Genomic DNA, 24916 nt, shown 5'->3' with positions numbered 1-24916 from the left:
GCTCGCGCGGTGCCGCCACGGGCGCACGGCCGCCCGGGCACTCCGGTCGCGCGCGACTGCGCCATCCGGGTGACCTCGCACGGTCATGCGGCGGCCCGTATACCCCCGCACCGCGGTCGGGCGCGGTTCAGCGCCGTACGTGCCCGTCGCCGGTGACGATGTACTTCGTGCTGGTCAGCTCCGGCAGGCCCATGGGGCCGCGGGCGTGCAGCTTCTGCGTGGAGATGCCGATCTCGGCGCCGAAGCCGAACTGGCCGCCGTCGGTGAAGCGGGTGGAGGCGTTCACGGCGACGGTGGTGGAGTCGACCAGCTGGGTGAACCGGCGGGCGGCCTGCTGGGAGGTGGTCACGATGGCCTCGGTGTGGCCGGAGGTCCACAGCCGGATGTGCTCGACGGCCTTGTCCAGGGAGTCCACGACCGCGGCGGCGATGTCGTACGACAGGTACTCGGTCTCCCAGTCCTCGGCCGTCGCCTCGACGACGGTGGCCTTGGAGTCCGCGGCGTAGGCCTGCACCCGCTCATCGGCGTGCACGGTGACGCCGGCCTCCGCGAGGGCGTCCAGGGCGCGGGGCAGGAACGCGGCGGCGATGTCCTGGTGGACCAGGAGGGTCTCGGCGGCGTTGCAGACGCCGACCCGCTGGGCCTTGGAGTTGATCAGGATCTCGACGGCCATGTCGAGGTCGGCCTGCGCGTCGACGTAGACGTGGCAGTTGCCGGTGCCGGTCTCGATGACCGGGACGACGGACTCCTGGACGACCGTGTTGATCAGGGAGGCGCCGCCGCGCGGGATGAGCACGTCGACCAGGCCGCGGGCGCGCATCAGCTCGCGCACGCTGTCGCGGCTCTCGCCGGGGACGAGCTGGATGGCGTCGGCGGGCAGTCCGGCCCCGCCGACGGCGTCGCGCAGGACGCGCACCAGGGCGGTGTTCGACTGGTAGGCCGAGGAGGAGCCGCGCAGCAGAACCGCGTTGCCGGACTTCAGGCAGAGGGCGGCGGCGTCGACCGTGACGTTCGGGCGGCCCTCGTAGATGATGCCGACGACGCCGAGCGGCACCCGGACCTGGCGCAGGTCGATGCCGTTGGGCAGCGTGGAGCCGCGGACGACCTCGCCGACGGGGTCGGGCAGGGCGGCGACGTCGCGCACGTCGGAGGCGATGGCGCGGATCCGCTCGGGGGTGAGCGTGAGCCGGTCGATCATGCCCTCGCTGATGCCGGCCTCGCGGGCCTTGGCGACGTCCTTGGCGTTGGCCTCGACGATCTCGCTCGTACGGACCTCCAGGGCGTCCGCGATGGCGAGCAGCGCGTCGTCCTTCTCGGCCCGGGGCAGCGGCGCGAGGGTCGCGGCGGCGGCCTTGGCGCGGTAGGCGGCCTCGGTGACCGGGGACATGGAGTCGTACGGAGAGAGCGTGGTCATGAGGGAAGGGTAGTGCGCCGGGCCGATCCGTTCATCGCGCGTTTCACACCCCGAGACACTTCCCGGACCGGATCAAAACGGGTGAACTCCGACGGGCGAGGCCGGGGGCGGTCCGTAGCCCTCGGCGATCCGCTGGTGGTAGGTGGCCCGGTCGATGACTTCCAGGCCGACGATCTCCCAGGGCGGCAGGCCGGCGGTCTGCCGGTGCTCGCCCCACAGGCGCAGGGCGACGGCGGCCGCGTCGTGCAGGTCGCGGGCCTCCTCCCAGTAGCGGATCTCCGCGTGGTCGACGGCGTAGCGGCTGGTGAGGAAGAAGGGGTGGTCGTGGGCGAGCTGCTCCAGGGCGCGCCGGACCTCCGGGAGCGGGGCCTCCTTGCCGGAGACGCTGAGGGTGACGTGCCACAGGCGCGGGGTGTCGCCGGGTTCCTCGCCCTGGAACCGGTCCCCGGCCGCCACGCTGGTCAGGGCGCGCTCCTCACCGGCCGCACGGGAGCCGGCACCACCGCGGGACGCCTGAGTCCCAGGGCGCACTCGTCTCACGACGGCCTCCTTTGCCAGTGGCGCTGCTGCGGAACAGTTCCCTGGGTCAAAGTTGAGCAGGCCGCAAGGGATCGCGTGGCGGTTTTGCGGAACGTCCACCACCGGGGGCGGACGTTTCGACCCATTACGGGTGCAGGACCACCAGGTCGTCCCTGTGTACGACCTCGCGTTCGTACGCGGGCCCGAGATCGCGGGCCAGTTCCCGGGTGGAGCGGCCGATGAGCCGGGGGATCTCCTTGGCGTCGAAGTTGACCAGCCCGCGGGCCACCGCGCGCCCCGTGCCGTCCCGCAGTTCGACGGGGTCACCGGCGCTGAACTCGCCCTCGACGGCGGCGATCCCGGCCGGCAGCAGCGACTTGCGGCGGTCCACGACGGCCTGGACCGCGCCGTCGTCCAGGGTCAGCGCGCCCTGCGGGGTGGAGGCGTGCTGGAGCCACAGCAACCGGCCGGCGGAGCGCTTGCCGGTGGGGTGGAAGAACGTACCGGTGTCCTGGCCGGTCAGGGCGTCGGCGGCGTGGACGGCGCTGGTGAGGACGACGGGGACACCGGCGGCCGCGGCGATCCGGGCCGCTTCGACCTTGGTGACCATGCCGCCGGTGCCGACACCGGCCTTGCCGGTGCTGCCGATCTCCACGTCCGCGAGGTCGGCGGGGTCGCGGACCTCGCCGATGCGGGAGGTGCCGGGCTTGGCGGGGTCGCCGTCGTAGACGCCGTCCACGTCGGACAGCAGGACCAGCAGGTCGGCGTGGACGAGGTGGGCGACCAGGGCGGCCAGGCGGTCGTTGTCGCCGAAGCGGATCTCGTCCGTGGCGACGGTGTCGTTCTCGTTGACGATCGGGAAGGCGCCCATCGCGAGGAGCTTGTCGAGGGTGCGCGAGGCATTGCGGTGGTGCGCGCGGCGGCTCATGTCGTCGCTGGTCAGCAGCACCTGACCGACGCGGACGCCGTAGCGGGCGAACGAGGCGGCGTAGCGGGCGACCAGCAGGCCCTGGCCGACGCTGGCGGCGGCCTGCTGCCGGGCCAGGTCCCTGGGGCGGCGGCGCAGGCCCAGCGGGGCGAGACCGGCGGCGATGGCACCCGAGGAGACCAGGACGATCTCGCGTTCCCCGCCGCTGCGGACCTTGGCGAGGACGTCGACCAGCGCGTCCACGCGGTCCGCGTCCAGTCCGCCCGAGGCGGTGGTCAGCGAGGAGGACCCGACCTTGACGACGATCCTGCGGGCCTCGCCCACGGCCTGCCTTGCCCCTGCCACGTCGCCGTCCGTCCCCTCGCGTCGATTCGCTCGCTCACCAGGAAATCTACGGGACGCCAGGACGCGACGCGGCACGCGTCCACGCTGCGGACGGTGCCGCGGACGTCACGGGAACACCCCCACCCCTCTCCCACCCGCCGCCCTGCCGTGCGGGGGCGGGGCGGGCGTGGTCGTGGGGGGGTGGGGCTGTGGCCGCGAGGGGCGCTGGGGCTGCGGCCGCGAGAGGCGTGTGGCTGTGGCCGCGAGAGGCGTGTGGCTGTGGCCGCGAAGCCGCCGCTACGGGGCGCGGCGGTCGTCAAGGGGCGCGGGCGCTGTGGCTGCCCGCGAGAGGGCGGGGCTGTGGCCGCGGGCGCGAAGGCGCCGCTACGGGGCGCGGCCACCGTCACGGGGCGCGGGCGCTGCGGCTGTGGCTGTGGCCGCGAGGTGAGGCTGGGGCTGTGGCCGCAGGCGCGAAGCCGCCGCTATGGAGCGCGACCGCCGTCACGGGGCGCGGCCGCCGCCGTCCGGGGGCGGCCGCTGGCGCTGGGGCTGTGGCCGCGAGAGCCGCTGGCGCTGTGGCCGCAGGCGCGAAGGCGCCGCTACGGGGCGCGGCCACCGTCACGGGGCGCGGGCGCTGTGGCTGCGGCTGTGGCCGCGAGGTGAGGCTGGGGCTGTGGCGGCAGGCGCGAAGCCGCCGCTATGGAGCGCGGCGGTCGTCACGGGGCGCGGCCGCCGCCGTCACAGGAACGCCGCCGTCGTCGCCAGCGGCGCGAAGTCCCGCCGCCATGAGACTGCCGCCGCGTGATCGCGGAGGCCCTGTCGTCGTCGCCAGGTGACGTCGTCGTCACGGGCGCGAGGCTCCGTCGCCGCGGGAGCGCCGCGGCCGTCGCACCACAGGCGCGCGGCCACCCCCGCCACAGCGGCCTCAGAAGCGCCCCCGCCCCCACGGGGCGCGAAGCCACCGTCGCCCCAGGTCCGTCGCCGCAGGCGCGCAGCCACCCCGCCGCGGGAGCTCTGCCGCCCGCCCTGCCCACTCACCCGACCTTCCGCCCTTCTCGGGCATCACCACCACCATCCCCGACCCCACACGCGACAGGAACACGATGTTCCGCTACGGTCCGACGACACGTGAGACGGCACCGCCCCCACGCCCTGCGACACGCGCGTGTCGTAGAGAGGTCGCCGCGCGTTAACCCGGACGGCCGACCTGCGCCGACCCGACGCTCCTGGAGTGACCGCAGTGCCCGTACCTCTGCCCCGCCCGCAGGCCCTTCTCAAGGGGCTGGCCACCGTCGTCCTGGCCGCCGCGTTCGCCGCACAGGCGGTCGCGGCGCTGCTGCCCCATGTCCCGCTGCTGATCGCCGCGACGGCCCTCTCCCTGGCCACCGAGGGCGTGCTGTACCGGTGGCAGCGCGGGGTGCTGGCGCTGTTCGCCAAGTCGCACGCGGACATCACCGTGCGGCACGTCATGCGGGACCTGCTGCTGGTCGTGGCCCTGCTGCGGCTCGGCGAGCAGGACCGGGAGACGGTGTACGCCCCGCTGGTGGCCGGGCTGCTCGTCTTCTACGTGCTGCACTGCGCGATCCAGGCCGTCTCCGTGCTGGTCCGCCGCACCCGCACGCTGCCCGTGGTGACCCGGAACATCGACGCCTCCGCGCTGCGGCTGTCCCCGGCCCCGTCCGTGCTGCTGCGCCGTCCCGGCGACCGGCTGCTGGTGTTCGGCCTCCCGGCGACGGCCGGGCTGCTGGCCAGCGCGCCGGGCGACCGGCCGGTCTACGCGGCGGTGGGCATCGCGCTCTCCCTCGCCCTCGGGCTGGCCGGCCTCGGCGCGCTGCTGCTGCGGCTGCTGCCGGGGCGCCGTCCGGCGGGCGAGCAGGAGGTGCTCGACTGGTTCGACGCGTGGCTGGCCTCGTACCGGCCGACTGCGGGCCTGTACTTCTCCGGCGGCGCCGCCTCGGCCTACCAGGCGAACATGTGGCTGGAGCCGATCGCCGGGCTGGACGGCCGGCCAGTGATCATTCTGCGTGAGCGCTTCATGGTGCAGAAGATCGCGGCGACGGACATCCCGATCGTCTGCCTGCCGAAGGTGTCGACGCTGATGCGCCTGGAGCACTCCACGCTCCAGGTCCTCATCCACCCGTCGAACTCCGGCAAGACCTCCCAGGTGCTGCGCATCCCCACGATCAAGCACACCTTCGTCAACCACGGCGAGAGCGACAAGCTGTCCTCCTGCAACCCGTACGCGAAGGCGTACGACGAGGTCTGGGTCGCCGGGCCCGCCGCGCGCGAGCGCTACGCCCTGGCCGAGGTCGGGGTCGAGGACAAGGACGTGGTGGAGACGGGCCGCCCGCAGCTGGACGGCGTGCTGCCCTACGCGGGCCCCCCGGCCGGGCCGCGTACGACCGTGCTGTACGCGCCGACCTGGGAGGGCTGGGACGGCAACCCCGGCAACACCTCGGTGATCGCAGCCGGCGAGAACCTGGTGCGGGCGCTGCTCGCGGACCCGGGCGTACGGCTGCTGTACAAGCCGCACCCGCTGACGGGCTCGGTGGACCCGCGCGCGGGCGCGGCCGATCTGCGGATCCGGGAGCTGATCCGGGCGGCCAACCGGGAGCGGCCGGGCGCGCGCGCCTCGGACGACGCGGAACTCACCCTCCGTACCGCCGAGCTGGACCGGCTCACCACGTCGGTGTTCCGGGCGGGGGCCGACACCGTGGAGCGGATGCTGGTGCAGTCGGCGCCGGAGCCGGGCCGCGCCGAGGCGGTGGCGCAGGCGACGGCCGCGTGGGAGAAGGCGTACTGGGCCTCGCTGCCGGAGGGTGAGCACCAGATCATCACGGACGCCCGGCCCACGCTGTACTCCTGCTTCAACGTGGCCGACCTGCTGATCAGCGATGTGTCGAGCGTGATCAGCGACTTCCTCGCGAGTGCCAAGCCGTACGCCGTGGCCAACACCAGCGGACTGTCCGAGGACGCTTTCCGCGCCGCGTTCCCGACGGTGGTGGCGGCGACGGTGCTCACGCCGGACGCCGCCGGGGTGCCGGACCTGCTGGACACCGTCCGGCACCCGGAGCGCGACGAACTGGCCGAGGCACGGGCCGAGTTGAAGCTGCGGCTGCTCGGCCCGGCGGAGCCGTCGTCACAGGAGCGCTTCAACGACGCCGTCCGGGCGCTGTGCGGGGCGGCCCGGGACCACAGGGCACGGGTGGCGGAGCGGCTGGCCGCGGTACCCGGCCAGCGCACCCCGACCGAGATCCCGACCGCGCCCCGCTGAGCGACGGCACGCACGCCACGGGCGTACGTCGGCGCGGTCGGGAAGGGCGTGCTCACGCCGCGGGCCGCACCTCGCGGGACGTCAGCACCCGGCGCGCCTTGCGCACCGCCCGGCGCATGAACGTGTCGACTCCGCCCTCGCGGTAGCCCGGGAAGGCCCGGGCCTCCCGGGGCTCGGCGAGGTAGACCGCGTCGGGAACCCCGGCGGCGCGGTCCCGGAAGTGCGGGTAGGCCAGGTACACCCGGCGGCCCTTCCGCTCCAGGAGGGCCGCCGCCTGCTTCTTGGCCTTGACGAACTTGACCACCTCCGGCAGCAGTTCGGGACGCTGCTCGGCGACCAGGTGCAGCCGCAGCCGCTCGTGGACCTTCAGGCGCTGGGCGACGCCCTCGGTCCAGTAGGTGTCCATCAGCGGCTTGGCGAGCTCGAACTTGTGCCGGCGGATCTCCTCGCTGTCCGTCAGGTACTTGGGTCCGAACTGCGGCAGCAGGGTGACGACGAAGGGCCGGACCATCAGCTGGTCGCGCCGGCCGCCCGCGGGGACGAGTTCGGCGATGAGCTCCATCAGGGCCCGCGCGGAGTCGAACCGCAGCGTGTAACCGCCGCTCTTGGTCACGTGCTTGCCGTCGTCGCGGCCGACCAGGTAGTAGCAGGTGTGGTCGGCGACCACGGAGACGCCGTCCGCCCGCAGATACGCCTCCATGGTGAACAGCGCGTCCTCGCCGGTGAACAGCGACTCGTCGAACCGCATGCCGTGCCGGTCCAGCAGGGCGCGGCGGAACAGCTTCTGCGCGCTGAGCGTGAACTTGATGTTGGAGGAGAAGACGTCCGTCCGCTCCACCGTCCTGCCCCACATGGACTTCGGTGCCGAGCGGTTGACGCCCTCGACCTTGCCGAGCACCACGTCCGTGCCGGCGCGGTCGGCCATGCCGACCATCCGCTCCAGGGCCTCGGGGCCCAGCCGGTCGTCCGCGTCGAGAAAGAACACATAGCGCCCACTGGCCTTGCCCAGGCCCACGTTGCGCGGGCCGCTGGGGCCGCCGGAGTTCTCCTGCCGGATCACCGTCACGTGCATGGGAGCCCGCTCGGCGAACTCCTCCAGGTACTCCCCCGTCCCGTCCGTCGAACCGTCGTCCACCGCGATGACCTCGACGCGCATCGGATCGATGGTCTGTGCCTCGACGGACGAGAGGCACTCGATCAGATACGGCATCGCTTCGTACGCCCCGATGATCACACTCACATCAGGCTGCGCAACGGTCACGTTTCCCCCTAGTCAATGGGATATTCCCCCCGTATCGCCTCATTCGCTACCTAGAAGACGGGTGATCGAGGCAAGCGGTTGCCTCGGACACACGTGTTAGTGGTTCAGGTCACAAAGCGAACGAACAGGAAACGGGGAAACGAAAGGGTTCGGCCCCGAGGAATACTCCTCGGGGCCGAACCCTGTTCGGTGCGGGGGCAGTTCAGCCCGTGCCGACTCCGTCCGTGTCACCGGCGGCGGGTATCCGCTGCCCGGGCACGGCGTTCGCCAGCTCGGCCTCGGCCTCGGCCATGGCGGCCGCGTCCCGTGACTGCTGGCCGACGTTGCGGGTCTCGGCCTTGAGCGCGAGGTTCGCGACGGCGGTGTTGAACTGCTCCAGCGAGGTCGGCTCGTCCGGGCCCAGCAGATACTGCTTGAGCTCCTTGCGGTCCTCGGCCAGCCGGTCGGCCTTCGGGTCGCGGACCGCGCCGAGCAGCTCGCCCAGTTCGGCGGCGCTGTTGGAGAGGATCACCGCGGCGCGCACCGCAGTGTTGTTCCGCTTGAACTCCTCGACGCCCACCTCGGCGGAGTCGGTGACCGCGTACGGCTTGCCGCTCGCGATGAAGTCGGACACCACGCTGGAGATGTCGGAGACCATCGCGTCGGAGACGTTGAAGCAGTCGTACAGCCGCGGCTCGGGGCCGGTGATGACGCGGTGCTCCCAGGACGGGAAGGAGCGCCAGTAGGCGTCGTTCCACTCGGCGCGCAGCCGGGCGGCCTCCTCGTGGCGGGCGACGTCGACGAGCCCGTCACGGGTGGCCTCGGCCTCGTCGCCGCGGTCGCCGCCGGTGCCGGACAGCTGCGCGAGCCGGGCCTCGATCCGCTCCAGCTCGGCCTTGGCCTGCGCCTGGGCGGCGGTGTCGGCGATGAAGCGCGGGTTGATGGCCCGCTCCGCTGCGGCCTTCTGCACCAGGGCGGTGATCCGCCGGTGAGCGGCGCCGGCCTCCTTGCTGACGTTGCCGGTGAACGGGTGCGGCTTGTACAGGACGCGGACCGGCGGGTCGGCCTGCACGAGCCGCTTCACGATGTTCTCGCCAGCCAGCACGACCGAGGTGTTGCCCGGGTTGCCGTCCCAGCCCTCCCAGGTGGGGGCGTACAGCACGGTCGGGCAGCGTCCATCAGCGGCTCCGCCGCGGGCACCCTCGGGCACGCCCTGCCAGGTCTGGATCGGGGCCAGCTGCGGGCGGCCGACCTCGACGATGTCGTCGTCGCGGACGCCGACGTCGGCGATGGCGTAGCGGTCGCGGCCCGCGCGGCCGGCCGTCCACACCTCGTCGTAGACCTTGCTGTACGGGTTGACGCTGGCGAGCTTGTCGCTGTCGCCGTGGCCGATGAAGACGTGTTTGATGGTGGGCACGCGCAGCAGGTGGATGTTCTTGCCGACGTTGGCCGCGTAGAGCGCGACGCGCACCGTGGAGAGGTCCAGGTTCATCAGGTGCACCCCTCCGGGCACGCAGATGACGGGGACCGTGGTGGGCGCCAGATTGTTCAGGATGGCCCGCTCACGCAGGATGATCAGCGGCTTGGAGTCCAGCTTCTCCATGGTGTCGAGCCACATGTTGACCTGGTAGGCGGAGTCCTTCGAACCCGAGAAGTACAGGACCGTCTCCGGCTTGTACTCGGCCAGCCAGTCGTCGACGGCGGCCAGGACCTTCTCCGCGTTCGGCGGGATCTTCCGGCCGCGCACGTACGGCACGAGCCCGAGGACGTACAGGGTGGCCAGGGCCACGGTGACGCCGATGCCGATGAAGCCGATCAGGGCCGACTTGACCTGCGCGGCGACCAGGATGCCGACGACCGCGAAGAGGTCGAGGTGGAGCATCTTCTCGGCGGAGCGGTGCAGCAGCCCGCGCGGCGGGGCGTCCGGGATGCGGATGCGCGAGGCCAGGTCGACGTTGCGGGTGGCGACCGGCATGCGGCGGCGGTTGCGGATCAGCTGGACCAGCGCGCCGTGCGGGGCCTGGAGACCGTAGAAGGCGATGAAGCAGGCGATCGCCCCGTAGTAGATCAGGTTGTCCGCGAGGGACAGCCGGGCCAGCAGCAGGACGAGCAGCAGCTGCCTTATCAGGAAGCGGATCGACAGGCCGGCCCGCACCTTGCTGAGGCGGTTGATCAGGTAGCTGCCCTTGCGGTGCAGATAGTGGTCCGCCAGGTACGTCACGGCGGCCGCTGCCGCGAAGGCGGGAACGCTCGGGACGAGCGCGGCCAGCATGAGGGCGGGGAAGCCCGCCACCATGAGGATCGCCGCGGCCAGCTCGGCCGCGCTGCCCACCCGGGCGACGCGAATAGCGGTGGATATCACGGAGAAACCTGCTCTTGGGAGGGGTGTGCCGGTCTTGGTTCTAGAATGCGGCTGGTCTGTGAATATTCGCGGGACGGTATGGATTCAGGCCCCTGCGAACACTCCGGTCAACGACAAAAGCCGTTGACAGGAGGGCGCAGAGGCCTGAATTACCGAAGTCTATTTGGCGCCAATTATTACACGCCGTCCTGCCGGTCCAGCACCGTGGCCAGTGCCTGCTCGAAGCCGGAGGCCCGGGCCGCGCCGGCCGTCGGGTCCTGCTGGCGGACGTCGATGACGTGGCCGGTGAGCTCGGAGAGCAGCACGTCGAGCGAGGTGCGCGCCACGGCCTCGGAGGACAGCAGCGAGCCCGCGGGCTCCTGGCCGAAGGCCTTGGTGCGCATGGGCGTGGCGGTGCGCTCGGGGTTGATGCAGTTGACGCGGACACCGTCGCCGGCCCACTCGTCGGACAGGGCCTGGGTGAGGTTCACCATGGCGGCCTTGGTGGAGGAGTAGAGGCTGTACTCGGCGCGGCCGCGGGTGTAGCTGCTGGAGGTGTAGAGGAGCAGCTGGCCCTTGGTCTCGGACAGGTACTTGTACGAGGACCGGGCGATCTGCACCGGGGCCAGGTAGTTGACCTTCAGCGCCTCCTCGATGGTGGCGTTGTCGGTCTCGGCGAGCTTGCCTATGCGCAGCACGCCGGCGGTGTTGACCACGTAGTCGATGCGGCCGGTCTCGGCGTACGCCTTGGACAGGGCGTCGTCGACCTCCTCCGGGTTCTCCACGTGGGTGCCGGTGGTGGAGCGGCCGAGCGCGTAGACCTTGGCGCCGTAGGACTCGGCGAGCTCGGCGATGTCCTTGCCGATGCCGTAGCTGCCGCCGAAGACGACCATGGTCTTGCCGGTCAGCAGCTCGCGGTAGGCCTCCTCGGAGACCTGCTCGGGGGCGGCGGTGGAGGCCAGCTGGAAGAGCTTGTCGGCGATGAAGACGTCGACGGGCTGGGTGACCTTCATGTTGTACTCGTCACCCGCGACGACGTGGATCGGCACGTCCGGGAGGTACTTGAGCACGACGGAGCAGTCGTCGGTCGCCTGGAAGTTGGGGTCACCGGCGGCGACCTCGTAGGCCCGCCGAATCGTGGACAGCTTGAACGCCTGCGGCGTCTGGCCGCGGCGCAGCCGGGCGCGGTCCGGGATCTCGGTGATGAACTCGCCGTCCTCGCCGTGCGTGCGCGTGACGATGATGGTGTCGGCGGACGGGATGGCCACGTCGACGGCCTGGTAGCGCTCCAGGGCGACGACGCAGTCGTCGATGACGCGCTGCGAGAGCAGGGGGCGCACGGCGTCGTGGAAGAGGACGTTGGCGTCCTCGCCCTCGGCCAGGCCCTCGCCCAGCGCGGCGATGGCGCGCTCGGTGGTCTCGTTCCGCGTGGAGCCGCCCTCGATGACCTTCGAGACCTTCTTGAATCCGGCCTTCGCGACGATCTTCTCGATGTCGGGCACGTAACCCGGGGCCATCAGCACGATGATGTCGTCGATCGAGTCGGCGTTCTCGAACGTGGTCAACGTGTGCTCGATGACTGCCTTGCCGGCGATCTTCAGCAGCTGCTTGGGGATCGACAGACCCACGCGCTGACCGGTGCCACCGGCCAGGATCACTGCGGTGGTACGGGGCTTGGCTATGTGCTGGGACACAGGTGACCTACCTTGGGGCGACAGGGAACTTGGAAATGGTCCCACTTGTGGTTACCGCAATGCAAGGTGAGCGACCTCCACCCCATATGTGCGCGCAACCTCTCATTCACCTGGAGACGCCACCGATTGTGAGACGGCTGCGCGAACCCGGGGAAATGCGCTGTGAGTAACTGCACAGAAGCCCAGGGAGAGCGGAGCCGTTCGGGGCGGCGGTGACCGAGGGGCCCTCGTGGGCTCCTTGGGACGATGTCCTGTGCACGGTACGCGGTTTGCCGACGCCCCGTGCACCACGGCCGCCGCCCGCCGGGGCGGTCAGGGGGGCCGCGGTGTGCGGATCCGCACAGCCCGGGGCGCGCGGCGGAACGCGTTCTTCGTGCGGGCCGAGCGCGAATACCTCTCTCCCGGCCGTTCATTGCGGCGGAATTTCTTGTTGCGATGAGGTGGCATTTCGGTCTCGGTGAGACCGATACACCGGGAGACCGGGTCGGACTTCTCACACATCTCACACGTCCCGTACGGCGAAGAGCCCGGAACTGTAAGAAGTTCCGGGCTCGCGCGTCTCACGGGACGGGTCAGACGATCTCGACGCCCGGGCGGCCCGCCTCGACCCGCAGCCTCGCCAGTGTGCTCGGCGTCGCGGTCGGCCGCCGTACGGTGTCGACCACCCTCACCTGGGCGTCGATGCCGTCCCGGCGGACGTCGAAGAGGTGGTAGCCGCGGTGCGCGTCGAGCAGCTTCCAGTGCGGGTTGTCCGGGCGTCGCGGGTCCCACTCCCGGTGGAAGGCGTCCTGGTCCTGATCGCCGTTGCTGGAGATGGACGTGCCGACGAACTCTGCGCCGACGACATCGGAGTCCGGGTCGGCGTAGTCCTCCTTGAGGTCGCTGATCATCGTCAGATGCCGGTCGCCGGAGAGCACCACCGGGTTGCGGACCTGCTTGAACTCCTCCATGAACTGGTCGCGTTCGGCCTGGTAGCCGTCCCAGGCGTCGTAGAACCAGAGCTTGCCCTCGCCGACCTTGAGGTCCGTCTCGGCCATCATGATCTGGGAGGCGATGAGGTTCCAGCGGGTGGGCGAGTCCCGCAGCCCGTTCAGCAGCCACCGCTTCTGCCGGGGGCCGAGCATGGTCAGCGACGGGTCCTGGGCACCGGCCTGGCTGGTGGCCTGGTCGCTGCGGTACTGGCGGGTGTCCAGGACGTTGAGCCGGGCCAGGCGGCCGAAGTCCAGGCGGCGGTGCATGCGGATGTGCGGGCCGTCGGGGACGGCAGTGGCACGCACCGGCATGTGCTCGTAGAACGCCTGGTAGGCCGCGGTCAGCCGGGCCACGAACGCGTCGTGCGGCTGCTTGTCCGGGTCCTGCGGGATCTCCCCGGCGAAGTCGTTGTCCACCTCGTGGTCGTCGAAGGTCACCACGAAGGGCGCGTTCGCCTGCATCGCCGCGAGGTCCGGGTCGGTGCGGTACTGCGCGTAGCGGTTGCGGTACTGGACGAGGCTGAACGGCTCACCGGTGCCCTCGTGCCGCCGAACGCCGGTCGCCGAGGGCGTGGACTCGTAGATGTAGTCGCCGACGAACAATACGACGTCCGGGTCCTGGTCGAGCATGTCTGCGTATGGCGTGAAATAGCCGTGCTGCCAGTTCTGGCAGGAGGCGAGGGCCATGCGCAGGGTGCCACCGGAGCTGTGGGGGTGGGGCGCGGTACGGGTGCGGCCGACGGGAGAGAGCTGCCCGCCGGTGCGGAAGCGATACCAGTAGGTACGGTCCGGGCGCAGTCCGCGTACGTCCACGTGAACGCTGTGCCCGTACTCGGGCCGGGCCTGTGCGGTGCCCCCTCGGACGAGCTGTCTGAACCGCGCGTCCCGGGCGACCTGCCACTCGACCGGCACCGGCCGGTCGGGCATGCCGCCGCCGTTCAGCGGGTCGGGGGCGAGTCTGGTCCACAGCACGATGCCGTCGGGCAGCGGGTCGCCCGAGGAGACACCGAGGCTGAACACACCGTCGGGCAACGGCGTCTCGGTCGCTCGGGCGGCGGCCGGGAGCCACAGCTGGGTGGCTGCCGCGGCGCCGAGCACCGCGGCGCCCACGGTCAGAAAGCGGCGTCGGTCGGGGGATACTGCTCCGGTCATCGGCTGACTCCCTTACCTCGCTGGCCACTTGGACACGGGGAAGCTTCACGCTCGCGGGCGGTCCGCCCGCTGAACGCAGGGGTTCACGTACATGACAACTAAGAGACAAAGAGGGACTCGCCGCCAGCGTCGGAACAAGCCGTTGCCGGGGCGAGTCTGACAGGTGGTCAGATAGGGGTGAGCGAGCGAAACCCCTGCCGAGTCGTCGACGTCCCCGGCCGCCACGTCGTCGGTGACGTACGCGGGCTCGATGGCCAGGGTTGCCCGAACGACGACTACGGCGACGGTCTCGACGGCGACGGCTACGTCGGCATGGTCGTGTTACGGCCCGGTGGGGATCAGGATCCCCACCGGGCCGTAACGGCGTTGATTTGCGACGGCGTCGGCTCAGAACGGTTCGAAGTCGTCGAACTCCTGCTGCGCCTCGTCCCGCTCGGCCTGCCGGTCCTTGCGGCGCTGCGCGGCCGGGCGCTCCCCCTCGAAGCGGTGGTCCTCACCGCGCCGGCCGAGCATCTCGGCACCGGCCGTCATGGACGGCTCCCAGTCGAAGACGACCGCGTTGTCCTCGGGTCCGATGGCGACGCCGTCGCCGCCCCGGGCGCCCGCCTTCACCAGCTCCTGCTCGACACCGAGCCGGTTGAGCCGGTCGGCGAGGTAGCCGACGGCCTCGTCGTTGTTGAAGTCGGTCTGGCGCACCCAGCGTTCGGGCTTCTCACCCCGCACCCGGAACAGGCCGTCGGCCTCCTGCGTCACGGTGAAGCCGGTGTCGTCCACGGCCTTGGGCCGGATCACGATCCGGGTGGCCTCCTCCTTCGGCTTCGCGGCCCGCGACTGCGCGACGAGCTCGGCGAGCGCGAAGGACAGTTCCTTCAGGCCCATGTGCGCCACTGCCGAGACCTCGAACACGCGGTAGCCGCGCGCCTCCAGGTCGGGCCGCACCATCTCGGCCAGATCCTTGCCGTCGGGAACGTCGATCTTGTTCAGGACGACGATCCGCGGCCGGTTGTCCAGCCCGCCGTACTGCCGCAGCTCCTCCTCGATGATGTCGAGGTCGGAGACGGGGTCGCGCTCGGACTCCAGCGTCGCGGTGTCGAGGACGTGCACCAGCACACTGCACCGCTCCACGTGCCGCAGGAACTCAAGCCCCAGGCCCTTGCCCTGGCTGGCCCCGGGGATCAGCCCGGGCACGTCGGCGATCGTGTAGACCGTCGAACCGGCCGTGACGACACCGAGGTTGGGCACGAGGGTGGTGAAGGGGTAGTCGGCGATCTTCGGCTTGGCCGCGCTCAGCACCGAGATCAGCGACGACTTGCCGGCGCTCGGGTACCCGACCAGGGCCACGTCGGCGACGGTCTTCAGCTCCAGGACGACGTCCCGCAGATCTCCCGGCTCACCGAGCAGCGCGAACCCGGGCGCCTTGCGCCGCGCGGAGGCCAGCGCCGCGTTGCCGAGCCCGCCCCGGCCGCCCTGCGCGGCGACGTACGACGTGCCGTGCCCGACCAGGTCGGCGAGGACGTTGCCCGCCTTGTCCAGCACGACCGTGCCGTCCGGCACCGGCAGGACGAGGTCCTGGCCGTCCTTGCCGGAGCGGTTGCCGCCCTCGCCGGGCTTGCCGTTGGTGGCCTTGCGGTGCGGGGAGTGGTGGTAGTCGAGCAGCGTGGTGATCGACTGGTCGACGGTGAGGATCACGTCCCCGCCGCGCCCGCCGTTACCGCCGTCCGGCCCGCCGAGGGGCTTGAACTTCTCACGGTGGACGGAGGCACAGCCGTGGCCTCCGCTACCCGCGGCGACGTGCAGCTCGACGCGGTCCACGAAGGTGGTCATGGTGTGTGCCTCCAGGTGCGTACGTATGTGTACGGGGTTTTACGAGGTTGTACGGGTTGTTCTCTGCGTAACACGCGAAAGGCGGACCCGCTTCCCGTGAGGGAAGTGAGGTCCGCCTCGCGAAAGTTTCCGATCAGGCGACCGGAACGATGTTCACGACCTTGCGGCCACGGTGGGTGCCGAACTGCACCGAACCGGCCTCGAGGGCGAACAGCGTGTCGTCGCCGCCACGGCCGACGCCGGAGCCCGGGTGGAAGTGGGTGCCACGCTGACGGACCAGGATCTCACCCGCGTTGACGACCTGACCGCCGAAGCGCTTCACGCCGAGCCGCTGGGCATTGGAGTCGCGACCGTTCCGGGTGGACGATGCGCCCTTCTTGTGTGCCATTTCTCCTCAGTCCCTTACTTCGCAGCCGTGGGGATCTCAGTGACCTTGATCGCCGTGTACTGCTGGCGGTGGCCCTGGCGACGGCGGTAACCGGTCTTGTTCTTGTAGCGCAGAATGTCGATCTTCTGGCCCTTGTGGTGGTCCACGACCTCGGCCTGGACCTTGATGCCGGCCAGCACCCACGGGTCGCTGGTCACGGCGTCGCCGTCGACAACGAGCAGGGTCGAGAGCTCGACCGAGTCGCCAACCTTGGCAGTGGAAATCTTGTCAACCTCAACGATGTCGCCGACAGCAACCTTGTGCTGGCGACCACCGCTGCGCACGATGGCGTACACGCGGAACTCACTCTCTCGCTCGGGAAACGGCACCCCCGCAGGCCAGCCGCCCGACTCAGCGAGCAGCCTCTCCTGGCGCCCGGCGCCCGGAGGATGAGGTTTACGGGGATGTAGGCGTGTCAGTCGACACGCCGACGGTCAAGGTTACGGGCCCGCGGCCGAAGGGGTCAAACCGAGCCGGGCCCGCCGCCTGTGCGACCGGTCACCCCGGTCGCACAGGCGCAGTGGATCTCAGCCCTCGTCGGTGGAGGCCGTGACGGTGGGCGCGGACGAGGCCGACTGCTCCGCCGCCACGGTCTTCTTCGACGCGGTCTTCTTGGCGGCCGTCTTGGTGGTCTTCGCCGCCTTCTTGGCCGTCGTCTTCTTGGCGGCGGTCTTCTTGGCCGCCGTCTTCTTGGTGGTGGCGGCCTTCTTCGCCGTGGCCTTCTTGGCCGTCTTGCGGGCCGTCTTCTTGGCCGGCGCCGACTCCTCGGCGGCCTCCTCGGTGACGGCACCGTCGGAGGCGGGCGCCTCGGCGGCCTTCTCGGGCGCGGACGCCTCCGGAGCCTCCTCGGACACGGCCGACGGGACGACCACGACGGCCGTCTCCTCGGACGCCGTGGACGCCGTGGGCTTGCGCACGGCGCGGCGGCGCGGACGGGCCGGGGCGGCGCTCTCCGCGGGCGGCTCGGCGGCCTCGGCCTGCTCGGCGACCTCCGTGGCCGCGGGCGCGGTCTCGGCGACCGTCACCACGGCCGCCTCGGCCCCCGCCGGGGAACCGGCCGGAGCGGACACCTTGCGGGTGGCCCGCCGCCGGGTACGGCCCTTGGGCGCGGCCTCCTCGACCGGAGTGGCCTCGGCGACCGGCGCGGCCTGCGCGGCCTCGACCACCGGGTCCTCCATGGCCATCGGCTCGGCCTGCGCCTCGGCGGCCGGCTCCGGCTGCACCGGACGGGCGACCTCCTGCTCGGCGGTCACGTCCTGCGCCGTCGGCGCCTCGGCCTCGGCCTGCTCGGCCCGGCCCCTGCCGCGCCGGCCCTTGTCCCTGCCCTGCTCGGCCTTCGGCTCGGCGGCCTCACCGCGCGGGGCGCCCGCCGGAGCCGACGCCCGCCGGCTCGCCCGGCGACGCGACCGCCCACGACCCGCCGCGGCCTCCGCCTCGGCGGCGCTGCTGTACAGCTCCTCGTCGGGCTCGAAGGACGGCTCGGGCAGCGCGATCGGCTCGGCGGCCTCGGCGACGACCTCGGCCTCGGTCTCGGCCTCCTCCTCGGCGGTCTCGACGGCCGCCTCGTGCACATGCGGCTGCTCGGCGGCGCCGGCCCGGGCGCGCTTCTTGCGCTTGCCACCGCCACCGGAGGCCGTCGGCTGCTCCATGTGCACGATGACACCGCGTCCGTTGCAGTGGACGCAGGTCTCGGAGAAGGACTCCAGCAGGCCCTGCCCGACCCGCTTGCGGGTCATCTGCACGAGCCCCAGCGAGGTCACCTCGGCGACCTGGTGCTTCGTACGGTCCCGGCCCAGGCACTCCAGCAGGCGCCGCAGCACCAGGTCCCGGTTGGACTCCAGCACCATGTCGATGAAGTCGATGACGATGATGCCGCCGAGGTCGCGCAGCCGCAGCTGACGCACGATCTCCTCGGCCGCCTCCAGGTTGTTCCTGGTGACGGTCTCTTCCAGGTTGCCGCCCTGGCCGGTGAACTTGCCGGTGTTGACGTCGACGACGACCATCGCCTCGGTCCGGTCGATCACCAGCGAACCGCCGCTGGGCAGCCACACCTTGCGGTCGAGGGCCTTGGCGAGCTGCTCGTCGATCCGGTAGGTGGCGAAGACGTCGACCTCGGAGGTCCACTTCGACAGCCGCTCGGCGAGGTCCGGCGCGACGTGCGAGACGTAGCCGTGGATGGTCGACCAGGCCTCGTCGCCGCTGACGACGACCTTGGAGAAGTCCTCGTTGAAGATGTCGCGCACGACCCGGACGGTCATGTCCGGCTCGCCGTACAGCAGCGTCGGGGCGTTGCCGCTCTTGGCCTTCTTCTGGATGTCCTCCCACTGCTGCTGCAGCCGCTCGACGTCCCGGCGCAGCTCGTCCTCGCTCGCGCCCTCGGCGGCGGTGCGCACGATGACGCCCGCGTCCTCGGGGACGATCTTCTTGAGGATCGTCTTCAGCCGGGCCCGCTCGGTGTCGGGCAGCTTGCGGCTGATGCCGGTCATGGAGCCCTCGGGCACGTACACGAGGTAGCGGCCCGGGAGGGAGACCTGGCTGGTCAGGCGGGCGCCCTTGTGACCGATCGGGTCCTTGGTCACCTGCACGAGCACGGACTGCCCGGACTTCAGGGCGGACTCGATGCGGCGCGGCCCGTGGGCCATGCCGAGCGCCTCGAAGTTGACCTCACCGGCGTAGAGCACGGCGTTGCGGCCCTTGCCGATGTCGATGAAGGCGGCCTCCATCGACGGCAGCACGTTCTGCACCTTGCCGAGGTAGACGTTGCCGACGTACGAGGTGGCCTGCTCCTTGTTGACGTAGTGCTCGACGAGCACGTCGTCCTCGAGTACGCCGATCTGTGTGCGGTCGCCGTGCTGCCGGACGACCATGACGCGCTCGACGGCCTCGCGGCGGGCCAGGAACTCGGCCTCGGTGATGATCGGCACGCGCCTGCGGCCCTGCTCGCGGCCTTCGCGGCGGCGCTGCTTCTTGGCCTCCAGACGGGTCGAGCCCTTGATGGACTGCACCTCGTCGGACGGCTCGGCCTTGGGGCGGGGCTCGCGGACCTTGACGACCGTGCGCTCGGGGTCGTCCTCGGAGGGCTCGGACTCGGTGCCGGAGTCACCGGCGCGGCGACGGCGGCGACGGCGTCGGCGGCTGCTGCTGGAGCCGCCTGAGCCGGACTCGTCGCGGTCGGTGGCGTCGTCGGAGTCCTCGTCGTCCTCCTCGGCACTGTCCTCGGCGTCCTGCCCGGCGGCGGTCTGCTCGGACTCGGCGTCCGCGGCCTCGCCGCCCTCGCCGTCGGAGTCGGCGGACTCGCCACGTCGGCGGCGGCGACCGCCCCGGCGACGGCGGCGGCGCGAACCGGTGCCCTCGGACTCGTCCTGGTCGTCGCCGTCGGCCTGGTCCTCGGCGGACTCGTCGGCCTCCTCCGCCTCATCGGCGGCGGTGTCGGCGGCGGCGGTCTCGGGGGCCTGGGCCTCGGGCTCGTCCGCGGCACCCCGGCGGCGGCGACGGCGGCGCGAACCGCCGGTCTGCTCCTCGCGCTGGGCCTCGGCGGGCACGGTCTCCTCGGGCTCCTCGGGCTCCACGGCCCCGGCCGCCTCGGCGGCGGCTGCGGCAGCGGCCCGCTCCGGGGTCTGGAACTGCGGCTCGGTGAAGACGGGCGCCTGGAACAGCGCCACGGCGGGCCGCCTCGGACGCGACGGCGTCTCGCTCTCGGCGTCGGCCGCACCCGCGCTCGCCCGGGCGGCGGCCTTCGAGGCCTTCGCGCCCTTGGCGGGCTGAGCGGGCTCGGCGAAGCCACCGGCGGCGCGGCGCACGACACGGCGGCGACGGCGCGGTCCGGCCTCTTCGGCCGCCTCGGCGGTCTCGTCGGCCGCGGTCTCGGCGGGGGCGGGCTCGACGGCAGTGGTCTCGGCGGCAGCGGTCTCGGAGGCGGTCGCCTCGGACGCGCGGGCGGGCTCGGCGGGGTTCTCGGTCACGGGTGCCTTCGCCTCCTCGGCGTTGCCCTCCACCGCGTCCGCGGCGGAAGGCGCCCCGGCGGGCGCGGACGCCCGGCGCGAGGCACGTCGGCGAGTCCGACGCGGAGCAGCCTCTTCAGCGGTCTCGGCGGCCTGGGCGTCTTCGACGGCACCGTCGGCCACGGCCGGGGCGGCGGCGGTCTCGGCGGACCCGGTCGCCTCGGCGGTCTCCGCCGGAGCGGCGGTGGGGGAGGTCACGGTGCGGGTGGCGCGACGCCGGGAGCGCTTGGGAGCGGCGTCCTCGGTCACCTCGGCGGGCACGGCGGCCTCGGCGGGCTCGGACGCGGCAGGTGTGGAGGCGGTCGCCGTCACCACGGTCTCGGCGGCTTGGGCCGCCTCCGGAGCACCGGCGGGCGCGGAGGCCCGGCGTACGGCGCGACGCCGCTTGGGCGGGGCGGGCGCGGCAGCCTCATCGCTCACGACGGCCTCGGGAGCCTGCTCCGCCTCGGCGGTGGCTTCCTCGACCTCGTCGGTCTCCACGACCTCGGCCGCGAGATCCTCGGCCTCGGCGGCCGGTATGGCCGGCGCGACGGTCTCCACCGGCGCGTCGGAGGCGGCACCGGTGGGGGGACCCGCCGGGCGGGACGCGGCACGCCGCCGCCTGCGGGGCGGCAGGGTGTCGCTGGGGGTGTTCTGTTCGGAACCCTCGGTGGGTTCGGTCGGTTCGAGCATGCGGGCTTATCTCCCGTCAGGCTCCCGGGCGCCGCGCCTGGTCCGGCGATGCCGGTGACGTCCGCGGCGTCGCGCTGTGCGCGTTCGCCGCCGTCCGGGGCGCGGGCGCCGCACGGGAGCTCTCTGTGTCCTGTCTCGCCGGTTCCGTACGCCGAATGCGTACGGCCTGGCGAAAGTCTTGTGGTCGGTGCGCTGCCCGACCCAGGTGGCTCCCGAGTCCGAGGGCGGCGCTACGACGTACGTCCCTACGCGGGACCTTCCTTACGCCGACGCCGTCGCGGCGGCAGTCGGTTCGGCCGTTGAGTGGGCCTCGACTGCCTCGCGGTCGGGCGCGAGCGGGTCGGTCACCGTGCCGGTCTCTTCATCGAACAGCCCCTGCGCCAGCCTGGTCACCGCAGCGGGGACCGGCGGCGCCAGGTCGGCCACGGCGCGGAGACCGGACAGGACGTCGTCGGGTCGTACGGCAGGCGTCACGTGCCGAACAACCAGCCGCAGTATCGCACAGGGCTGGTCGGTCGGCCTATCAGCCTGCGAACTGTGCGTTTCCTGCGGACCGCGGACCTCCAGGCTCGCGACCGCGGAACGGGCGTCGAACGTACGAACGCCGTTCTTGGCGAGGCGCTGGACCTCGACGGTCTCGGCCGCGTTGAAGGCGTCCGCCGCGCGGCGGGCCTCCTCGAGCGGCACTCCGTCCAGCCGGAGCTCCCAGACGGAAGCCGTCAGCCGGTCGGCGAGCCCCGAGGTGCGGGCCTCGACCGCCTCGGTGATGTCGAGCCCGGTGGGCAGCGACTCGTCGAGGAGGGCCCTGAGCTGCTCCGGGTCGCGTGGTGCGGTGAGCGCGATCTCCAGGTACTCCGCCTCGCTGCCGGTGCCGGTGGGTGCGGCATTGGCGTACGACACCTTCGGATGCGGTGTGAAGCCCGCCGAGTAGGCCATCGGCACCTCGGCACGGCGCAACGCACGCTCGAAGGCGCGCTGGAAGTCACGGTGGCTGGTGAACCGGAGGCGGCCGCGCTTGGTGTAGCGCAGTCGGATGCGCTGCACCGCGGGTGCGGGCGGCGGGCCTTCGGGCTGTCGCTTGCCCAGTGTCGTTCAGTCCTTCGTGAGAGCGGTCGTACTGCTACCAAGAGTACGTGCCTCGCGCCCCGATGGTTCCCTCCGGCCGACCGGCTCCGGCTCACGCGGCCCGCCGAAGAGCATCCGCCGGAACTCGGCGCGGGCCTGACGTACGGACTCACCCGCGGCGGCCAGCGCCTGCCGGGTGGCCCGTCCCACGCTGCGGGCGGCCTCGGCGGCGGGCCGCAGGACGGTGTCCCGCACGACGTGCCCGACGGGCGTCAGCACGCTGCGGTACACCCACCGCACCGGTTCGACGAAGATCCACCGCAGGAGGGTGCCGAGGAAGCGCCCCACGGTGAGCGAGATGTGCCCGGCGACGCGCCAGGCGTGGCCCAGGGCGTCCCACACCTCCCGGCCGATGACGGCGAGGACGCGTCCGACCGGCGCGAGGATCCAGCGCCAGAGGACGAGCACGGGCAGGACCAGCAGGATGCGGGCGATCCAGTAGAGGGCCGTGCCGATGCCGGTGGCGATCATGCGCACCAGCCACACCAGGCCCTTGCCGCACCGGGCGACCGCACGGCCGACGGGCGCGAGCACCCAGGTGTACAGCCGGACGGCCGGTACGACGACGAGGTACCTGGCGAGCCAGGCCACGGCCGTCCAGACGCCGATGCCGAGCGCGGCGAGCCCGGCCCCGATGCCCTTCAGGACCCACGCCACCGCGTGCCCGACAGGGGTGAGCAACTGGGCGTACACCCAGCCGAGCGCTGCCGCGACGCCCCCCGCGATCCAGGCGCCGGCCGACCCGATGCCCCGGGCGATCCAGGCGAGGCCGTGCCCCACCGGTGTCAGGACGCGGCGGTAGAGCCAGACCACAGGCACGACGAGCAGGACGTTCCCGAGCCATCCGAGGGCCTTGCCCACCGGGACGACGACGTAGCGCCACAGCCCCACGAACGGCCAGACGAACACCGCCCGGCCGAGCCACAGCAGCGCCCGGCCGAGCGGCCGCAGCAGTGCGTCGTTCAGGAACCGCCCGGTGACGACGAGCACGTCCCACAGCATGCGCGCGGGGACGACGAGGACGAGCACGACGATCCGCACGGGAATGCGGATCGCGACGGCGAGGCACCCCTCGGCCGCCTCCGGCTCCCGCCGGGCCCGCGGCTCGGGGGGTTGGTCGCCCGGATGGACCCGGGGCTCGAAGGTGCCGCGGGGACGTTTCTCCAGATCCATGTCGTCGTAGACGCCCTCAGGGGCCCGTCCGGATCCCGCACCGCACAACCCCGCCCCGTTCTCCCGCGATTCCTTCATCTGCGGCAAGATCATACGACCGGCGAATGGTGACGATCCGCATCAGGACAGGGCAGGATCCGCCGCCCCGTCCGCGACACCGTCCGCCGCCCCATCCGTCACACCGTCCGTCACGCCGTCCGCCTCCCAGCGCAGCAGATCCCCCGGCTGGCACTCCAGCACCTCGCACAGCGCGGCGAGGGTGGAGAAGCGGACCGCCTTGGCGCGGCCGTTCTTGAGGACGGCCAGGTTGGCGGGGGTGATGCCGACACGTTCCGCCAGTTCGCCCACGGACATCTTGCGCTTGGCCAGCATCACGTCGATGTCGACGGCGATCGGCATCAGATGACCTCTTCCAGCTCGGCCCGCATCCGGGCCGCCTCGACGTCGCGAGCGACGGCCTGCGCGAGCAGCATCCGCAGCACGAGCACGACCAGCGCGACGCCCAGCACGGCCACCACGACCCCGCACAGCAGGAGGACCACCCCGGGGGCGACGGCCTCGCCCGGCGCGAGGACGACCGCGAGCGCGAAGACCAGCAGGGCGGCCGCCACGAACGCGCCGATCACGATGTGCACGTAGCGGAAGGCGGCGGTGGAGAACACCGTCCCGCGACGCACCATCGTCACCAGTCGCCACACGCAGACCACGACGACCTGGGCCGTCGCGACGCCCAGGACCGAGATCACGAGGATCGGGGTGCGCAGATACGCGTACTCCGGCTTGAGCCCGTTCATGTCGACGGCCAGCAGCGGCACCATCACCCCCTGCACGAACAGCGACCCGGCGATCAACACCACCAGCACCCCGCGCAACGCCGCCACGGCCAGCTTCCCCATCACCACTCCTTCGATCGAGCCACGATGGAAATCTATCGAGTTTCGATAGGTTACGCAACAACGGGACGCTCGGCCGGTGTGTACGACACGTGACACCGTGGCAGGAGACAGACATGCCCGGCGCTCGGACGCAGGAGGGAGGACGGCAGTGGACTGGCGCGTGTTCGCACGGGACATGGCCTCCATGGCCCGTGACCTGCTGGCCCAGGACTCCGTCGGCGCCACGCTGGAGCACATCACCCGGGCGGCGACGCAGCGCGTGGCGGGGTGCGACGCGGCCGGCATCCTCCTGCTGCACGGCAAGCGCGTGGAGACACTCGCGCCCACCCACGACCTGGTCGTCGAGAGCGACCAGCTCCAGGAGCGCCTCATGGAGGGCCCCTGCTTCGACGCGGCCCGCAGCAGCACCGGGGAGCGCGTGTTCCGCATCGCCGACTTCACCGCCGAGCAGCCCCGCTGGCCCGCCTACGCCACCCGCGCTCTCGACCTGGGCGTGGGCAGCATGATGGGCTTCCTGCTCTACACCGACGACGAGGATCTCGGCGCACTCAACCTCTACTCGCACCGGCCGGGGTCCTTCACCGACGACAGCGAGACCGCCGGCTGGCTGCTGGCCTCGCACGCGGCCGTGGCCTTCTCCAGCGCCCGCAGCCACGCCCAGATGGAAGAGGCCATCGCCACCCGCCACGTCATCGGCGAGGCCATGGGCATCATCATGGGCAGCCACCGGGTCACCGAGGAGCAGGCCTTCGACGTGCTGCGCCGCTACTCGCAGCGCAAGAACGTCAAGCTGCGCGAGGTCGCCCGGCGGGTGTGCGAGGAGGGCCGCCTGACCTGACGGCTCCCCCAGCACACATTCTGAACTGGGGGAACCTGACCGAGCCGGCCCCCCAGGGGAGCGTCACCAACCCGGCGTGCCGACCGGGTCCCCCACAGAACGG

The 24916-nt window shown here is 72.0% G+C and carries 17 protein-coding genes; 2 read left to right on the top strand and 15 right to left on the bottom strand.

From position 1 onward, the window contains the following. Window positions 1-127 precede the first annotated feature (127 nt). The 3 genes from ACFZDE_RS07325 to proB form a co-directional block, all read right to left on the bottom strand. Window positions 128-1414: a glutamate-5-semialdehyde dehydrogenase gene (locus ACFZDE_RS07325; protein ID WP_390996765.1), complete on the bottom strand. Its 1287-nt coding sequence runs from the start codon at window positions 1412-1414 to the stop codon at window positions 128-130. A 72-nt stretch (window positions 1415-1486) separates the two neighbouring features. Beyond that, window positions 1487-1954, bottom strand: a complete 468-nt coding sequence (locus tag ACFZDE_RS07320; RefSeq protein WP_174569427.1) for a hypothetical protein — start codon at window positions 1952-1954, stop codon at window positions 1487-1489. A 124-nt stretch (window positions 1955-2078) separates the two neighbouring features. Then, window positions 2079-3185, bottom strand: coding sequence for a glutamate 5-kinase (proB, locus tag ACFZDE_RS07315; protein ID WP_391198910.1), 1107 nt, complete (start codon window positions 3183-3185; stop codon window positions 2079-2081). 1231 nt (window positions 3186-4416) lie between these two features. On the opposite strand from proB, the gene ACFZDE_RS07310 reads away from it, so the two are divergent. Next, window positions 4417-6459, top strand: a complete 2043-nt coding sequence (locus ACFZDE_RS07310; RefSeq protein ID WP_391198207.1) for a hypothetical protein — start codon at window positions 4417-4419, stop codon at window positions 6457-6459. Between the two features lie 52 nt (window positions 6460-6511). Here ACFZDE_RS07310 and ACFZDE_RS07305 read toward each other — a convergent pair whose 3' ends face one another. From ACFZDE_RS07305 to ACFZDE_RS07250, 12 genes are all read right to left on the bottom strand, one after another. Then, window positions 6512-7720: a glycosyltransferase gene (locus ACFZDE_RS07305; RefSeq protein ID WP_391198205.1), complete on the bottom strand. Its 1209-nt coding sequence runs from the start codon at window positions 7718-7720 to the stop codon at window positions 6512-6514. A gap of 202 nt (window positions 7721-7922) precedes the next feature. Further along, a complete protein-coding gene (locus ACFZDE_RS07300) occupies window positions 7923-10061 on the bottom strand; it encodes a hypothetical protein (RefSeq protein ID WP_391198204.1) in 2139 nt (712 codons plus the stop codon). Window positions 10062-10237: 176 nt separating this feature from the next. After that, window positions 10238-11734 (bottom strand): D-ribitol-5-phosphate cytidylyltransferase, encoded by a 1497-nt coding sequence (locus tag ACFZDE_RS07295; RefSeq protein ID WP_390996751.1) that lies wholly within the window; start codon window positions 11732-11734, stop codon window positions 10238-10240. Between the two features lie 572 nt (window positions 11735-12306). After that, on the bottom strand, window positions 12307-13857 hold the full coding sequence (locus ACFZDE_RS07290) for an alkaline phosphatase D family protein (protein ID WP_391198202.1): 1551 nt from the start codon (window positions 13855-13857) through the stop codon (window positions 12307-12309). A gap of 387 nt (window positions 13858-14244) precedes the next feature. After that, window positions 14245-15681 (bottom strand): GTPase ObgE, encoded by a 1437-nt coding sequence (gene obgE, locus ACFZDE_RS07285; RefSeq protein ID WP_391198201.1) that lies wholly within the window; start codon window positions 15679-15681, stop codon window positions 14245-14247. A 133-nt stretch (window positions 15682-15814) separates the two neighbouring features. Next, window positions 15815-16069, bottom strand: coding sequence for a 50S ribosomal protein L27 (gene rpmA / locus ACFZDE_RS07280; RefSeq protein ID WP_031107501.1), 255 nt, complete (start codon window positions 16067-16069; stop codon window positions 15815-15817). A gap of 14 nt (window positions 16070-16083) precedes the next feature. Next, window positions 16084-16404, bottom strand: a complete 321-nt coding sequence (gene rplU / locus ACFZDE_RS07275) for a 50S ribosomal protein L21 (RefSeq protein WP_030836278.1) — start codon at window positions 16402-16404, stop codon at window positions 16084-16086. A gap of 231 nt (window positions 16405-16635) precedes the next feature. Then, a complete protein-coding gene (locus tag ACFZDE_RS07270) occupies window positions 16636-20781 on the bottom strand; it encodes an Rne/Rng family ribonuclease (protein ID WP_391198199.1) in 4146 nt (1381 codons plus the stop codon). A 261-nt stretch (window positions 20782-21042) separates the two neighbouring features. Next, entirely contained in the window at window positions 21043-21825 is a 783-nt protein-coding gene (locus tag ACFZDE_RS07265) for a TIGR03936 family radical SAM-associated protein (protein WP_390996739.1), read from the bottom strand. Window positions 21826-21873: 48 nt separating this feature from the next. Beyond that, window positions 21874-23079, bottom strand: a complete 1206-nt coding sequence (locus ACFZDE_RS07260) for a hypothetical protein (protein WP_391198907.1) — start codon at window positions 23077-23079, stop codon at window positions 21874-21876. Between the two features lie 120 nt (window positions 23080-23199). Further along, complete coding sequence (locus ACFZDE_RS07255; RefSeq protein WP_391198197.1) at window positions 23200-23478, bottom strand: helix-turn-helix domain-containing protein; 279 nt, start codon at window positions 23476-23478, stop codon at window positions 23200-23202. After that, on the bottom strand, window positions 23478-23975 hold the full coding sequence (locus tag ACFZDE_RS07250) for a DUF2975 domain-containing protein (protein ID WP_390996734.1): 498 nt from the start codon (window positions 23973-23975) through the stop codon (window positions 23478-23480). The genes ACFZDE_RS07255 and ACFZDE_RS07250 overlap by 1 nt, the downstream gene beginning before the upstream one ends. Before the next feature lie 148 nt (window positions 23976-24123). Here ACFZDE_RS07250 and ACFZDE_RS07245 point away from each other — a divergent pair, with 148 nt between their 5' ends. Next, window positions 24124-24813 carry an ANTAR domain-containing protein gene (locus ACFZDE_RS07245; RefSeq protein WP_391198194.1) on the top strand — a complete coding sequence of 230 codons (690 nt, stop codon included), beginning with the start codon at window positions 24124-24126 and terminating at the stop codon, window positions 24811-24813. The last annotated feature ends 103 nt before the right edge of the window (window positions 24814-24916 follow it).

The organism is Streptomyces sp. NPDC007929, from assembly GCF_042959065.1.
Classification (GTDB): domain Bacteria; phylum Actinomycetota; class Actinomycetes; order Streptomycetales; family Streptomycetaceae; genus Streptomyces.
This window is presented reverse-complemented; position numbering and strand designations above follow the sequence as displayed.